A 14,541-nucleotide genomic window follows, 5' to 3' on the forward strand; every position below is an offset into this window, starting at 1 on the left:
CGGGGAGGCTTCGGGCGGCGGGCGGGTCATGAGCGGGCGGGTCATGAGGGGCTGGGGGAGGGGGTGCCGGTGGAGGCGCTGATCCCGGTGCCCGTGGTGCTGCCGCTGCTGGCCGCCGGGCTCAAGCTGGCCATCGGCCGCAAGCTGGTACGGCTCCAGGCGCTCATCAGCGTGGGCACGCTCGCGGTGGTGCTTCTCGTGTCGCTGCTCCTGCTTCCGGCCGCCGACCGGGACGGACCGCTGGTGGCCCACGCCGGAGGCTGGGGCGCGCCGATCGGCATCGCGCTCGTCGCCGACAGGCTCTCCACGCTGATGCTGGCGGTCTCCTCCGCGGTGACGCTCTGCGTGATGGTCTACTCGATTTCCCAGTCCCGGGCCGACCAGGAGCACAGGGCCCCGCTGTCGATCTTCCATCCGGCTTACCTGATCATGGTCGCCGGGGTGTCGGACGCCTTCCTCTCCGGTGACCTGTTCAACCTCTTCGTCGGGTTCGAGATGCTGCTCGGCGGCTCGTACGTGCTGCTGACCTTCGGCGGGACCGAGGCCCGCATCCGGGCGGGCGCCACCTACACGGTGGTGGGGCTGGCGTCGTCGCTGCTGTTCCTCGTCGCGATCGCGGTCGCCTACGCCGCGACCGGGACCGTGTCGATGGCGCAGCTGGCCGAGCGGTTCTCGGTGCTGCCGCAGCACATCAGGCTGCTGGTCGAGCTGACGCTGCTGCTGGTCTTCGTGGTCAAGGCCGCGATCTTCCCGATGTCGGCGTGGCTGCCCGACTCGTACCCGACCGCGCCCGCCCCCGCGACGGCGCTCTTCGCGGGGCTGCTCACCAAGGTCGGCATCTACTCGATCATCCGGCTGGAGGCGCTGCTGTTCCCCGGCGGCCCGGTGAGCGGCCTGCTGATGTGGGCGGCGCTGCTGACCATGCTGGTCGGCGTGTTCGGAGCGGTGGCGCAGACCGACATCAAGCGCATGCTCTCCTTCACCCTGGTCAGCCACATCGGCTACATGGTGTTCGGGGTCGCCCTCTTCACCGTCGCGGGCATGGCGGGCGCCGTCTTCTACGTCGCCCACCACATCACCGTGCAGACGAGCCTGTTCCTGGTGACCGGCATGATCGAGCGTCGTACCGGCACCACCGCCCTGAACCGGCTCGGCGGCCTGGCGGGGCCGGCCCCGGCGATCGCGGTGCTGTTCTTCGTGCCGGCGATGAACCTGGCGGGGATACCGCCGATGTCCGGCTTCCTGGGCAAGCTCGGGCTGATCCAGGCGGGGGTGGCGGACGGCCGTCCGATGGCCCTGGTCCTGGTCGCGGGAGGGCTGCTGACCAGCCTGCTCACCCTGTACGCGGTGGCCACGACCTGGAGCAGGGCCTTCTGGGGGGCGCCGCCCGCGGAAACGCCCGCGGAGGGGAACGGCGGGGCCGGTACGGAAGAGGCGGAAGGCCGGGAGAGCGGGGTGGGGGGCACCGGGGGGATCACCGGCGAGGCCGTCGTCACCGGTGTCACCATGCCGGCGCCGATGCTCGCCGCCACGGCGGCGCTGGTGGTGCTGGCCCTGTCGTACACCGTGCTGGCCGGGCCGCTGTCCGCCCTGGCCGAGCGGGCCGCGGGCGAGCTGCTGGCCCGCGAGCCGTACCTCTCCGCGGTGCTCGGCGGTGAGCGGTGAGGGGGCCGGGCCCGACGCTCCCGGTGCCCCGGGTGCTGGGCAGGCCCGTGCCACTGCCGCTGGTGGCCTGGCTGACGGCGGTCTGGCTGCTGCTCTGGGGGGATCTCAGCGTGGGCAACGTGCTCGGCGGCCTGCTGGCCGGGCTGGTCGTCGTGTGGCTGCTGCCGCTGCCGGTCCAGGATTCCGGCATCCGGCTCCACCCCGTCGGGATCCTCCTGTTCGCCGCCCGCTTCGCGTGGGACCTGGTGGTCTCCAGTCTCCGGGTCGCCTTCTGGGCGCTGCGCCCGGGACCGCCGCCCCCGGTCCAGATCGTCGAGGTCGGGCTGCGCTCCTCGTCGGAGACGATGGCCGTGCTGATGACGGTGGCGTTGTCGGCGCTGCCGGGCAGCCTGGTGCTGGAGGCGAACGTCCGGCGGAGGCTGCTGGTGCTCCACGTGCTCGGCATCCCGGGTGACGAGCCGACCGTCACCCGGGTCACCCGGGAGGACGTGACGCGACTGGAGGGCCGCATCGTGACCGCCTTCGGCACCCACGCCGACCGGGAGGAGCTGCGATGACGGTGACGTACCGGGCGACGTGCGGGGGCGCGGTGGCCGTGGTGCAGAGGGGGAGAGGCGTGGTGACCATGACGTATCGGGGGGAACTGTGATGACGAGGACACGCGAGGGGGAGTCGCGGTGACGGTGACATACCTGACCGTTCTGGTGCTGCTCGTCGCCGCCGCGGTGATGACGCTCTACCGCCTGGTTCGCGGCCCCACGATGCTGGACCGGGCCGTCGCGCTGGACGTGCTCACCGCCGTCGTCATGTGCGCGATCGGGGCGGAGGCGGCGACGTACCGGGAGTACTCGGCGCTGCCCGTGCTGCTGGTGCTGTCCCTGCTGGGGTTCGTCGGCTCGGTCTCGCTGGTGAGGTTCTTCTCGGGACGTGCCCGTTGACCGCGCCGGACGTCGCCGCCGGGGCGTGCCTGCTGCTGGGGGCGGGGCTGGCGTTCGCGGCCGGGGTGGGGCTGGTCCGGTTTCCCGGCACCCTGGCGCGCATGCACGCGGCGACCAAACCCCAGGTTCTCGGCCTCCACCTCGTCCTGCTCGCCATGTGGCTGCGTCACCCCCACTGGACGACCGCCGGAACCCTGCTGCTCGTCGCCGTCTACCAGGTGGTGACGGCGGCGGTGGCCGCCTACCTGGTGGGAAGGGCGGCGCATCTCGCCGAGACGCCACGGGACGACGGCACGGCCGTGCCGCCCCGGTGACGCTCGCGCCTAAGGATCTCCCGGCGTACCGTGTCGGTATGCGTGATGCACGTGCGGAGGATGCCAGGACCGAGGCCAGACGACTGATCCGCGAGCTGTTGGGAGAGGAGCGGCCGGACGCCGCCCTGCTGCTGGGCGAGGCGAAGGCGGCGCTGGGCGCCGACCGCGTCGCGCGTTCCGTCGAGCTCGCACGCGGCGCCCCCCTCACCCGCAGATCCACCGAACTCGCCGCGGTGGCCGCCCTGCTGGTCGGCACCCGCGAACTCGGCGAGGAGTGGTGGCGGCAGGAGCGCGGGGGCAAGCTGCCCGCGCCCGAGGAGGTGCTCCAGACCGCCACGGCGATCGAACCGTGGACCGATCTGACCGTCCTTGAGATGCTCGCCGCCTGGATCGCCGACGACGCGGCCGACGAGACCTGGGGCCGTCCGGCCGCGGTCACCGACCTCAACTCCTGGCAGGCCGAGGACCGGGTCGAGCTGCCCAGGGACGCGCGCCCCGGCCAGCGGGTCGTGGTCTCCTTCGACGCGGGAGGCCGTCTCGACGCGGTGGTCCTGCGCCGCGCCGACGACGGGGCCGGCACGCTCGGCTCCAACCTCGACTTCGACTCCCTCCGATACTCCCGTCCCGCCGAGGCCCAGTGGAGCTGGGGCGTCGCCGCCGGGCTCGGCCCCCACCGGCTGGACGAGCACCCCGACCCGTACGAGCAACCGGTCGACGCCGAGGCCGCCGCGATCCTGCACTCCTGGGCGTTGCGCCACGGCGCCTCCGCCGAGCAGGCCGGTGAGGTGTGGCGCGTCAAGGGCGACGTCGTCGCCTCCATCGAACGCATCGACTGGATGTGGCGCAGCGGCGAGTGGTTCGCCTGGTGGCGCGGGGTGTCCGCCCTGGTCGACGGCGAGCCCGACCACCTTGCCGCCCGCCTCGGGGAGATCGCCTCCGCCCCCTAGAGCGGACCGCCGGCGCGCCCTGTGACGCGGGCCGTGAGCGCGGGTGTCAGCCGAAGGTGTGCGGTGTCAGATAGTCCGGGATCACGACCTTTGTCCCGGGGCTGACCCTGCGCACCGCCGCGACGAACTCGGCGAGGCTCTTCCTCGACTTCTCGTCGGCCTGCGGGGGGTTGCGCAGCTCCACCTCGAAGTTGTCCCAGTGCACCGGTACGACCACGCGCGGCATGTCCAGGGCCCGCAGCAGGCGCGGCACGTAGTCGTACGTGGACGACGACGAGGTGGTGGGGATCATCGCGACGTCCGGGGCGAGACCGGTGAGGTTGCGCTCGACGAAGTCGCTGCCGCCCATGAAGAAGACCGACGGGCCGCCCTTGACCGTCACCTGGAACGCCAGGGTGTCGCCCTCGGGCAGCTCGGAGATGTTCTCCGGCCTGCGTTCCGGCCTGGTCAGCCGGACGCCGGGGAAGACCATGGAGTAGTCAGCGTTACGGCTGTGCAGCGACGCCACCACCTCGACGACGTAGTCGCCGAAGTCCAGGACCTCCCCGCCCTTCACCGGGCTGAGCAGGTTCTTCTCCACGTCGAAGGCCAGTGCCAGGTTGCACGTGGTGGCGGTGCCGACCACCCGCGCCCGGGTCGACGTCGCGATGTGCGGGACGTCGTTGAAGTGGTCCCAGTGCGCGTGCGTCACCAGCACCACCTTCGGGGTGCCCGTGTGCCTGCCGACAGCCCCGGTGTCGACCTTGAGCGCTGTCGTGGGCTTGAACGCGCCCGCCGCCAGGCCGGTGTCGAACCGCGTCACGTACGGGTCGACGAGGAGCGTCGACGACCCCGCGTCCACGCGCCAGCCCGACGTGCCGAGCCAGCGGAACGTCGCGGCGGTCCTCGTCCCGCCCGGACGCGCGGTCGCGGCCCCGGCGGTCGCCGGAGCCGGCGCGGCCCCCGCCAGCGCCGCCCCCGCCGCCCCCGCCGTCGCGGTGCGCAGGAAACCTCTTCGATCGAATCGGGACATGTCTCCCCCTTGGTATGGATGCAGCACGGATTTAGTACGGATTCAGTGCTTAAGTACGGATTCAGTGCTTCAGTACGGATGAACACGCGGTCGTCACCGGTTGCGCGGGTGACGACCGCCGGCCGCGTACGGCCCGCTGAGGACCCAACCACCACCGGACCGCCCGCGTCCAAGATCCACGACCGTCGTCTCCCATAGGCGAACGCGTATCAGAGCAGCTGGGCGGGGGTGCGTGTGGCACGAGGGGAGGCGGAACCCACCCGCTACGCGGGGAGAGGGAACTCGACGGGCGTCTCGCCGGGCGTGCGGAGGGACGGGACTGCCGGGAGCGCGGGGCCTACCCGGCCCGGAGCGCGTCGACGGCGGTTCGCGCGGCCTGGCCGATCGCCAGGTCGACGTCGATGCGCCGGGTGGGCAGCTGCCCGGTCCGGGTGAACACCGCCACCGCGTAGCTCTCGCCGGAGGGGTGCTCGACGACCCCGGCCTCCATGTGCAGGCCGGGCAGCGTCCCCGTCTTGGCGGCCACCCGCGTCCCCGGCGGGAAGCCCGAGGCGATCCGGGTCCAGAAGATCTGCCGTGCCATGTAGTCGCGGACGGCGGCGCACGCCTCCGGCGGCCCGGCCTCGTCCCGCCAGATCAGCCCGAGCAGCCGGGTCATGTCGCGCGCCGTGCTGGAGGTTGTGTGATCGGGGTCGAGGACCCGCAGTGCCCGTACCCGCTCGGGGGGCAGTGCCGGGAAGATCCGCGCGAACTCGGCGTCGTCCCGCGCCCCCACGTCCGCGAGCATCGACTCCAGCACCTGCCTGGGCCCGCCGATCACGCGCGTGCGCGCCAGCCCCAGCTCCGCCGCCAGCATCCGTACGGTGTCCAGGCCGATCCTTCGCATCAGCAGGTCGGCGGCGGTGTTGTCGCTGACCTGCATGGCGAAGTGGGCGAGATCGCGCAGCGACATCTCCAGGTCGTCCGCGCACCCGGCGGTCCCCCACCCGCCCAGCCTGTCCTCGGCCGTCACCAGGACGCGCTCGGCCGGGTCGAGCTGGCCGGCCGCCGCCTGGCGGGCGAACTCCAGGACCAGGAGCACCTTGAAGATCGAGGCGATCACGACCTGCTCGTCGGCGCGCACGGCGAGCTCGCGGCCCCCGGTGACGTCCAGCGCGTGCAGGCACCCCTCCACCCCGGCCGCCGCGAAGATCTCCGTTATCCGTTCCTCTGCCGACATGCCCGCAACGCTATCCAGCCCCGCCGCCGGCTCGTGACGCGCCGAGGACCCGCCGCGAACCCGTGGGTCCGCGAACCCGTGGGTCCGCGAACGCGCGGATCCGTGGATCTGCGAGTCCGTGACGTGCGGTAGCCCCGCACCTCCACGCCCCCGCACCTCCACGCCCCCGTGACTCCGAGACTCCGTGACCTTTTGCCCCTGCGACCTCGTGACCCCGGCCTCTGTGACCTCTCGGCCCGGCGATCCCGTGACCCGTGAACCCGCGATCTCTCGGCCCGGCGATCCCGTGACCCCGTGACCCCGTGACCCCGTGACCCCGTGACCCTGCGGACGATCGCTCATCGCCTATCGTGACGCCGTGGACCTCTCCCGACATCTGCGACATTTCCTCGTCGTCGCGGAAGAATTGCACTTCGGCCGCGCCGCCGAGGTGCTGGGCATCGCGCAGCCGCCGCTCAGCCAGTCGATCCAGAGGCTGGAGCGCGAGCTCGGTGCCGAGCTGTTCGACCGCTCGCGCAGGCAGATCGAGCTCACGATGGCGGGCCGGCTCCTCGTCGGGGAGGCCGGCCGGTTCCTGGCCGGCGAGGAGCGCCTGCGGGCGACGATGCGCCAGGCCGGTGACGGTGAGCTGGGCATCCTCCGGGTCGGGGTCCCCCCGGAGATCCCGGCCCTGACGCTGCACGCCCTGCTGCGGCACGTCACCGAGGAGACGCCGGGGCTACAGCTGGAGCTCCACGAGTTGACCGCTCCGGAACAGCTGCGCCGCCTGACCTCCGCCCAGCTCGACGCGGGCCTCGTGCACCACCCCGTCGACGTTCCCGGCCTGCGGTGCGGGCCCGTCGTGGAGATCCCGCTGGGCGTGGTGCTGCCCCGTTCCTCCCCCCTGCTGGCGGCACGACCTCGACGGGGGCCGTGGGAGATCGCGCTGGCCGACCTCGCCGGGCACGACCTGGTCGTCTTCCCGCGCGAGACCTCTCCGGCGTGGTACGACCGCATGCTCGACGTCTGCCGCGCGGAAGGCTTCTCGCCCGTACGCCTCCAGCACGCCCGCAACCCGGAGTTCCTGCTCGGGCTCGTGCTGGCCGGGCACGGGGTGGCGTTCGAGCAGGAGGCGATGGCCCGAAGGGAGCCCCGGCTGGCCTGGCGCCCCCTGGCCGGTGCCCCGCTCCGGCGAGGGATCTGTGTCGCCTGGCCGGAGCGGTCGGCCCACCCGGCGGCGGCCAGGTTCGCCGCCCTGGCGGCCGGGATCCTCGCCCAGGACGCCACCGCCGGCACGTCGCAGGCGGCGCCCGTGACGTCCCCATCGCCCACGCCCCGCCCCTGGTCCGTCGTCTACACCCCGTAGCCGTCCTTGGGATGTCGGTCACACCCCGTGTTCCCTCTGGCCCGTCGACCGTGCTCGCGCTGCGTGTCAGGGTCCGTAAGGGGATCGCCGATCCCGGCCGGCCCGGTGGTGGCCGTCACGGCACCGGCCCCTTGGATCGCCCGGGACTCCTCTTCGCCGCCTGTTTTTACCTGGCACAGGGCGAATCCATACCGCAAAGAACGCTCTACCAGGACAAGGGGCTATCTCTATCGACCTTCAACATATACGGGTGTAAACAAAGATGAATCAACATATAAGTGGTTATAAATCAACACCGTAGCTCGTTCGAGGAAGCGTGACAGGGGTCCCGCGTCACGCGCAGGTCATCGAACGAATGAGTGCGATCGTCGACAGGGCTTCCGTTCACTATCGGAATCGGCCGCGCTGGGGTAAACGTGGGCGCGGGCGCGCGAAGGCCGTCGCCTTCGGAAAAGGGAGCCGGTCCCGTCGTCGACGAGCCGGAGACGAGCGGATGAGGACGATCGCTCGCCGGGGGGTTCCAGGAGGTTCCCCTCCGTAGCCAATCAAGATCGGAGCAGGACCGTGTGTCAGCACCCGCCCGCCCGTCCGTCCGTGGACGCCCTCGATCGTGAGGCGGCCCGTCTCGTGATCTCTCATCCCGAACGGGGATGGGGGCTCCGCGACGGTGTGGTGGTCTTCCAGGACACCGGGACACCTCTGCCCGGCGGACGTGGTGCTCCCGCTCGTCACGATCCTCGGGGGAAGGCGGCATGAGACCGTTCACCGCTCTCTCCCTCTGCGTGGCCGCCGTCTGCGTGGCCGCCGTCCCGCTCCCTCGCCCCGACGGCAGGGCGGCGTCCTGGCAGATCTTCGCCGTCCCGGCCTCGGTGCCCAGGGCCCGGCTGCTCGTCCGCGACCAGCTGGCCGAGTGGGGGATCGGCGAGCAGGGCGAGATCGCCCGGTTGCTCGTCAGCGAGCTCGTCACCAACGCGCTGTGCCACGCCTGGGGGCCGATCCGGCTCGCCGTCTCCTATCGGGACGGGACGTTGCGTTGCGAGGTGAACGACGCCAACCCCGCCCTGCCCAGCGCGCGCGTACCCCACGGGGACGACGAGAGGGGACGCGGGATGCAACTGCTCGACCTGCTCTCCGACCGGTGGGGCAGCGAGCGCACGCCCGCCGGGAAGGTCAGCTGGTTCGAGCTGGCCGTGCCCACCCGTCCAGACGGCACCGCGGCCTGAGAAGGCCGAAAAGGAACCTCCCCGCGACCCGGCTCACCGGCCACGACAGGAAAGCCTCTCCTCAGGGAGGGCAGAGAGGACATGGGGGACGTAGACGCCATGGACCATCCGCGCCGCCCGTACGACGGCACATCACAGGAATCGGCGGGTCACGCCCGTACGCGCATCCGGCAGGAGTCCCGGGCGAAGCGCCAGATGCGAATCCGCAGGCGCTCGCGCCGTTCGGCCCGAGCCGCGCTGGACCTGCGGAGCCCGTCGGGAAGGCTGCTGCCGTACTGACCTTTCGGAGGCCGGGCGACGGGCGCCGTCCGGTGTTCCACGCCTCCGTGTCCGTCTCCACGTCCCTGAGCGCGGAAGGAATCAGTGGGTCCCCGCGCCGGTTGCAGCGTGGTGTGAAGGTTGAAATCTACTCAGACGTCGTCTGCCCGTGGTGCTACATCGGCCACACCCGCTTCGCCCGCGCCGTGGAGCGCTACCGGGCCAAGGGCGGGGAGGTGGAGGTCGAGTTCAGGCCGTTCCAGCTCGCGCCGGACGCGAAGTCCGACGGCGAGCTCACGCTCAAGTGGGCCGCGGCGAAGTTCGGCGGGGCCGCGCAGGCCGCCCAGATGTTCGACCGGGTGACCGGGGTCGCCGCCGAGGACGGGCTGGCGCTGGACTTCGACCACTCGATCCAGGCCAACACCTTCGACGCGCACCGTCTCATCCAGCTCGCCGGGGAGCAGGGCAAGGGGGAGGAGGCGCTCTACGCCCTCTTCCGCGCCCACTTCACCGACGGGCTCGACGTCGGCTCCCGGGAGGTCCTCGCGGGACTGGCCCGCGAGCTCGGCGTGCGGGCCGACCTGGACGGTCAGGACGGCGTGGCGGCGGTACGGGAGGAGCTGGCCCAGGCTCGCGCCATCGGCGTCAGCTCGGTGCCGCTGTTCCTCTTCGAGGGCCAGTTCGCGGTCTCCGGCGCCCAGCCGGAGGACACCCTGCTCGCCGCCCTGGAAGAGGTCGCCGAGCGCACCGGCCAGTCGCCGGCCGCCAGGGCCGTCAAGGCCGCCGCGACCGGCGGCGACGCCTGCGACGACGAGGGTTACTGCGCCGTCTGACACCGCGGGGCGGGGGGACCCCCGCCCCGCGGTGAGGTCTCGCGGTGAGGTCTCGCGGTGAGGTCTCGCGGTGAGGTCTCGCGGTGAGGTCTCGCGGTGAGGTCAGCCGGCCAGGCCGAGCTCGCCGGAGCGGTAGTGGCGGCGGCACAGCACCTGATAGCGGATCGGGTCGGCGCCCGTGTCGCCTATGACGACCTGCTCGCCGGTACGGACCATCCTGCCGCCGACCACCCGGGCGTTCAGGCGTCCGGGACGCCCGCACCAGCACAGGACCTCGACCTGCAGGCGGCTGATCTCGTCGGCCAGCTCGAACAGCCGCTGGGCGGCGGGGAACATCTGCGAGCGGAAGTCCGAGGCCAGGCCGAAGGCGTAGACGTCGACGCCGAAGTCGTCGGTGAGATCGGCGAGCTGCTCGATCTGGGCGACCGTGTAGAAGCACGCCTCGTCGCATATGACGTAGTCGATGGGCTCGTGCGCGCGGACCAGGGCCACCAGGTCGAGGTCGTCGACGACCTCGACGGCCTCGCTGCCCAGGCCTATCCGGCTGGTGACCTGCGGGGTGCCCGAGCGGTCGTGCTTGGTGAGCACCAGGCCGCGCCTGCCCTGGCGGCCGTGGTTGTAGTTCATCTGCAGGGCCAGCGTGGACTTGCCGCAGTCCATCGGGCCGAAGTAGAAGCGCAGCACCCCGTCCCGGGAACCGGCGGGGACGGCGGAGAGGGCAGACAGTTCGGTCACGGGGGGCCAGCCTAGTACTCCGGACACGCTCCGCGATCTCCACCCCTGGTCATCGGTTCGTCGCCTTCACCCGGCGGCCGGGCGTACGGGAACGCTTCCGGCCGGCCGGGGCGAACCGATGAGAACCGTGGGGGCCGCCCGGTTCCGGCGGGCGGGCCCCCACGGCCCCTCGGCCAGGTGAGTCGGCTCAGAGCTCGCCGCTCTCGATCGCCGCCTTGAGACCCGCCTGCGTTGCCTGGTGGGAGGAGACGCCGTTCGTCACGGTGAAGTCGATGAGCAGGACGCTCGCCTCGAAGGTGAGGTGCTCGGTGACGCGCGTCCGCCCGTCGCCCAGGTCCTCGAAGACGATCTTCTGGTGCGTGACGACGTTCGGCAGCGTCCAGGTGTCGGTCTCGTAGTAGAGGTCGTCGCGGTGGATGCGCTGCTGCGCGTGCGTGTTGGAGGTGACGGGCAGCCCGGCGACCGGGATGTCCTCCACGGCCGTGAAGTTGACGTAGCGCGTCCCCGCGTCGGTCCAGTCCGCGTGGGTGACGACCCGCTTCAGGAACGAGTGCATGCCGAGGTGGTTGTTGATGTTCGAGTAGGCGTCGAACACGTGCTCCACCGGCGCGTTGATCTCGATGGAGATGTCGCGCTTGGCCTGGCTCCGTCCCGTTATCGGGAGGGGAGCGGTCAGGCACTCGTAGAAGCGGTAGGTGTTCCACGCGACCTGCCACTGGGCGGCGAGCACGGGGTCGGTGTCGGCTCGGGCGGGGGTCGAGAACATGGTGAGAAGGAGGGCCGCGGCGGACAGCGGGGCCACGAGGAGTCGGAGGAGCTTTGTCACAGATACCTCTGAAAACCGAATGAGAGTGGTGAATGTCTTCTATCTCATCTGAGTCCCGTTTTCCCGCGCTGATCGCGGATCGTGATCTCCATGTTTCATGGATGGTTCACCCCCGTACGCCCGCCGGAAAGGTGATGATCCACAGCCGGTGGCGAACCGTGGGGTACATGGGGACGTTTGGCATGAAGATGCGCTGGTAGAAGGGGGTGACCCCTGGTTGGCAAACCATGGCGGGCCATGGCGTGACCTGACTTGCCTTGACTTGGCTTGACGGCGAGAACCGTGGGAGATTCCTTTTTGGTACATCGAAAAGTGGGAGAACATGTGACGACCACCAACAATTCCGCTCCACCCCTCGGCAAGACACCGGCCGTCGTGACCCCCGGTCCCTCCGGCACGGAGAGCACGGAGATGCCCACGGCGCTCGCGGCGATGATGACCGAGGACGAGGCCGTCGCCGCCCAGGCGGAGGCGGCTCGCTGGCGGTACGGGTTCTACGTCGTCGTCATGGGGCTCGTGGTCATCCTGATCGGCTTCGTGGTGATCGCGCTGCGCGAGGGCGACACGGCCGCGCCGTTCGCCGGGCTCGTCGGGGTCTCGGGCGCGGTCATCGGCGCCTACTTCGGCGTCCAGGTCGGCCAGTCCGGCAAGGACCGGGTCGAGGCCGAACTGCGCCGTACGAACGAGATGGCCATCCGCCTCGCCGCCAAGATCCACGCGCACGACGCCGACGCGGTGATCAACACCACCATGGGTCCCCGCCGCCGCTAGGGTCCGCTCCCGCCGCCGGCCGGTCCGTGACCGTGGCGGCGGGATCGTCCCCGGCCAGGTCGTCCCCTGGGGGCCTTCCGGCCGGGGGCGTTTCCGGGAAGGCCGTTTCCGGGGAGGCCGTTTTCGAGGCGTTTCCCGGCCGTTTCCCGCCAACACTGCCCAAGGGCCGGGCACAGCTTCGGCAGGGTCCGCCGATTTGCGTACTCGCCGGGACTGGGTAGACACGGGGGCATGCGCAGCGTCCGTATCGGGGTCGACACCGGAGGCACGTTCACCGACGTGGTCGCGGTGGACGAGCAGACCGGTGAGATCACCACGACCAAGACTCCCTCCACCCCCGCCAACCCGGCCGACGGGTTCATGGAGGGGGTGCGGAAGGTCCTGCGGAAGGCCGCCGGGGCGGAGGGCACAACCGGCGCGAGCGGCCCGGGCGACACGGGCCTGGGTGACGTGGGCCTGGGTGACGTGGGCCTGGAGGTCGTGTCGGCCGTCGTGCACGGCACCACGGTCGCCACGAACCAGCTCCTCGAGGACCGCATCGCCGACCTGGGCTTCGTCACCACCGAGGGCTTCGAGTTCATCCTGGAGATCGCCCGCCAGAGCGTTCCGGACGGCTACGGCAACTCCTACTTCTGGGTGAAGCCACCCCGCATCGTCCCGGTGCACCGGGTCAGGACCGTCGGCGGGCGCCTGGACCACACCGGGGCCGAGGTGCGGCCGTTCGACGAGGAGCAGGCCGTCGCGACGGCCCGGTGGTTCCGCGACCGCGGAGTCACCGCGATCGGCGTGTGCTTCCTGCACTCGTACGCCAACCCCGCCCACGAGCTGCGCATGCGGGAGGTCCTCGAACGGGAGCACCCGGACGCCGTCGTCTCGATCTCGTGCGACGTGCTGCGCGAGTACCGCGAGTACGAGCGGTCGGTCACCACCCTGGTCGACGCTGCGGTCAAACCGACCATGCGCCGCTACATCGCCAACCTGGCCGAACGCCTTGAGGCGGCGAGCCGCGCAGGGGACGCCGAGCCGTCCGCGCGGGATGCGACGGTGGCCCCGTCCGTGGCGGATGCGACGGAGGTCGCGCGGGCGGGGCGGGGGAGCGGCATGCCGTTCTCCGTGATGAAGAGCAACGGCGGCGTGCTGTCCGCGGCCGAGGTCGTGCACCAGCCGATCACCACCGTGCTCTCGGGACCGGCCGCGGGCGCGCTCGGCGCCGCGCTGATCGCCGCCACCGCCGGGCACCCCTCGGTGATCACCCTGGACGGCGGCGGCACCTCGACCGACGTCGCGGTGGTCGTCGACGGGGAGCCGTCCCTGACCACCGAGGGCAGCATCGGCCGCTACCCCTGCAAGATCCCGATGATCGACATCGTGACCGTCGGCGCGGGCGGCGGTTCCGTCGCGTGGATCTCACCCGAGGGCACGCCCAAGGTCGGGCCCAGATCGGCCGGGGCCGACCCCGGCCCGCTCTGCTACGGCCGGGGCGGCACCGAGGTCACCGTCACCGACGCGCACGTCTTCCTCGGCCGGGTCCCCCCGCACCTGCTCGGCGGTGAGATCCCGCTCGACGCCGATGCCGCCCGAGAGGGGATCGAGGCGCTCGCGGGCAAGATCGGGCTGTCCCCGGAACGGACCGCGGCGGGCATCCTGGAGATCAGCGCGTTCAACCAGTCGAACGCGATCCGCCAGATCACCGTCAAACGCGGCCTGGACGTGCGCGACTTCCCGATGGTCGCCTTCGGCGGCTCGGGGCCGCTGCTGGTCTGCCGGTTGATCGACATCCTCGGCCTGCCGTCGGTGATCGTCCCGCCCGACCCGGGCAACGTCTCGGCCTTCGGATTGCTCACCGTGGACGTCAAGAACGACTACGTCCGCACCTTCGTCACCCGCGACCTCTCCCTGGAGACCGCCGGGGAGATCTTCGGCGACCTGGAGGGGCGGGCCGCCTCGGCCCTGGAGCGCGAGGGCTTCGCCGCCGGCGCGCACGTCTACGCGCGCAGCGCCGACCTGCGCTACTACGGCCAGGCCTACGAGGTCAGGGTGCCCGCGCCGTCCGGCCCGCTGGACGAGGCCTGGCGGGCCGAGGTGCTGGACCGCTTCCACACCGAGCACCGCAAGCTCTACGGGTACGGCTACCGCGACGACCCCCGGCACGGCGTCGAGTGGGTCAACCTCCGCGTCTCCGGCATCGGCCCCATCACCCGCCCCGCCATCGCACGCAGGCCCCACGGCGACCCTCGGCCCGAGCCGGTCTCCTCCCGCGAGGTCTTCTACGACGAGTGGGGCGCCGTCCCCATCCACCGCCGCCCCGACCTGACCGCCGGAGCGGAGATCACCGGCCCGGCGGTCATCGAGGAGTACGGCTCCACGCTCCCGCTCCACCCCGGCTTCACCGCGACCATGGACGAGTTCGGAAACCTGGAGGTACGCCGTGCATGACGCGGAGCGACCGACGACC

General features: G+C 71.6%; 16 protein-coding genes. 12 read left to right on the forward strand and 4 right to left on the reverse strand.

Features of this window, described 5'->3' with window-relative positions:
- Nucleotides 1-69: 69 nt before the first annotated feature.
- The 5 genes from AC5L38_RS01135 to AC5L38_RS01155 all read left to right on the forward strand — a co-directional run bounded on the left by AC5L38_RS01135 (nucleotide 70) and on the right by AC5L38_RS01155 (nucleotide 3,864).
- On the forward strand, nucleotides 70-1,665 hold the full coding sequence (locus AC5L38_RS01135) for a Na+/H+ antiporter subunit D (protein WP_495240832.1): 1,596 nt from the start codon (nucleotides 70-72) through the stop codon (nucleotides 1,663-1,665).
- Between the two features lie 23 nt (nucleotides 1,666-1,688).
- Nucleotides 1,689-2,222 (forward strand): Na+/H+ antiporter subunit E, encoded by a 534-nt coding sequence (locus AC5L38_RS01140; protein ID WP_495240833.1) that lies wholly within the window; start codon nucleotides 1,689-1,691, stop codon nucleotides 2,220-2,222.
- Between the two features lie 120 nt (nucleotides 2,223-2,342).
- Entirely contained in the window at nucleotides 2,343-2,603 is a 261-nt protein-coding gene (locus AC5L38_RS01145; protein WP_495240834.1) for an MrpF/PhaF family protein, read from the forward strand.
- The gene (gene mnhG, locus AC5L38_RS01150; RefSeq protein ID WP_495240835.1) at nucleotides 2,600-2,917 is read left to right on the forward strand and encodes a monovalent cation/H(+) antiporter subunit G; all 318 of its coding nucleotides are present in this window, start codon (nucleotides 2,600-2,602) and stop codon (nucleotides 2,915-2,917) included. Before AC5L38_RS01145 ends, mnhG begins: the two co-directional genes overlap by 4 nt.
- Before the next feature lie 38 nt (nucleotides 2,918-2,955).
- A complete protein-coding gene (locus AC5L38_RS01155) occupies nucleotides 2,956-3,864 on the forward strand; it encodes a hypothetical protein (RefSeq protein ID WP_495240836.1) in 909 nt (302 codons plus the stop codon).
- Between the two features lie 46 nt (nucleotides 3,865-3,910).
- On the opposite strand, the gene AC5L38_RS01160 is transcribed toward AC5L38_RS01155, so the two are convergent.
- Both AC5L38_RS01160 and AC5L38_RS01165 read right to left on the reverse strand, forming a co-directional pair.
- Nucleotides 3,911-4,876: an MBL fold metallo-hydrolase gene (locus tag AC5L38_RS01160; RefSeq protein WP_495240837.1), complete on the reverse strand. Its 966-nt coding sequence runs from the start codon at nucleotides 4,874-4,876 to the stop codon at nucleotides 3,911-3,913.
- 337 nt (nucleotides 4,877-5,213) lie between these two features.
- The gene (locus tag AC5L38_RS01165; RefSeq protein WP_495240838.1) at nucleotides 5,214-6,095 is read right to left on the reverse strand and encodes a serine hydrolase; all 882 of its coding nucleotides are present in this window, start codon (nucleotides 6,093-6,095) and stop codon (nucleotides 5,214-5,216) included.
- Nucleotides 6,096-6,453: 358 nt separating this feature from the next.
- Here AC5L38_RS01165 and AC5L38_RS01170 point away from each other — a divergent pair, with 358 nt between their 5' ends.
- From AC5L38_RS01170 to AC5L38_RS01190, 5 genes are all read left to right on the forward strand, one after another.
- Nucleotides 6,454-7,440 (forward strand): LysR family transcriptional regulator, encoded by a 987-nt coding sequence (locus AC5L38_RS01170; RefSeq protein WP_495240839.1) that lies wholly within the window; start codon nucleotides 6,454-6,456, stop codon nucleotides 7,438-7,440.
- 564 nt (nucleotides 7,441-8,004) lie between these two features.
- Complete coding sequence (locus tag AC5L38_RS01175) at nucleotides 8,005-8,196, forward strand: DUF5999 family protein (protein WP_495240840.1); 192 nt, start codon at nucleotides 8,005-8,007, stop codon at nucleotides 8,194-8,196.
- Nucleotides 8,193-8,663 carry an ATP-binding protein gene (locus AC5L38_RS01180; RefSeq protein ID WP_495240841.1) on the forward strand — a complete coding sequence of 157 codons (471 nt, stop codon included), beginning with the start codon at nucleotides 8,193-8,195 and terminating at the stop codon, nucleotides 8,661-8,663. Before AC5L38_RS01175 ends, AC5L38_RS01180 begins: the two co-directional genes overlap by 4 nt.
- An 81-nt stretch (nucleotides 8,664-8,744) precedes the next feature.
- On the forward strand, nucleotides 8,745-8,942 hold the full coding sequence (locus AC5L38_RS01185) for a hypothetical protein (protein WP_495240842.1): 198 nt from the start codon (nucleotides 8,745-8,747) through the stop codon (nucleotides 8,940-8,942).
- A gap of 113 nt (nucleotides 8,943-9,055) precedes the next feature.
- A complete protein-coding gene (locus AC5L38_RS01190; RefSeq protein WP_495240843.1) occupies nucleotides 9,056-9,754 on the forward strand; it encodes a DsbA family oxidoreductase in 699 nt (232 codons plus the stop codon).
- Between the two features lie 102 nt (nucleotides 9,755-9,856).
- Here AC5L38_RS01190 and AC5L38_RS01195 read toward each other — a convergent pair whose 3' ends face one another.
- Together AC5L38_RS01195 and AC5L38_RS01200 are read right to left on the reverse strand one after the other, a co-directional pair.
- Nucleotides 9,857-10,489 carry a thymidine kinase gene (locus AC5L38_RS01195; RefSeq protein WP_495240844.1) on the reverse strand — a complete coding sequence of 211 codons (633 nt, stop codon included), beginning with the start codon at nucleotides 10,487-10,489 and terminating at the stop codon, nucleotides 9,857-9,859.
- Between the two features lie 187 nt (nucleotides 10,490-10,676).
- The gene (locus AC5L38_RS01200) at nucleotides 10,677-11,315 is read right to left on the reverse strand and encodes a hypothetical protein (RefSeq protein ID WP_495240845.1); all 639 of its coding nucleotides are present in this window, start codon (nucleotides 11,313-11,315) and stop codon (nucleotides 10,677-10,679) included.
- A 324-nt stretch (nucleotides 11,316-11,639) separates the two neighbouring features.
- Between AC5L38_RS01200 and AC5L38_RS01205 the strand changes: the two genes are divergently transcribed.
- On the forward strand, nucleotides 11,640-12,086 hold the full coding sequence (locus tag AC5L38_RS01205; protein WP_495240846.1) for a hypothetical protein: 447 nt from the start codon (nucleotides 11,640-11,642) through the stop codon (nucleotides 12,084-12,086).
- Nucleotides 12,087-12,317: 231 nt separating this feature from the next.
- Nucleotides 12,318-14,522: a hydantoinase/oxoprolinase family protein gene (locus AC5L38_RS01210; RefSeq protein WP_495240847.1), complete on the forward strand. Its 2,205-nt coding sequence runs from the start codon at nucleotides 12,318-12,320 to the stop codon at nucleotides 14,520-14,522.
- The last annotated feature ends 19 nt before the right edge of the window (nucleotides 14,523-14,541 follow it).

The sequence above is a fragment of the Streptosporangium nanhuense genome, from assembly GCF_059358815.1.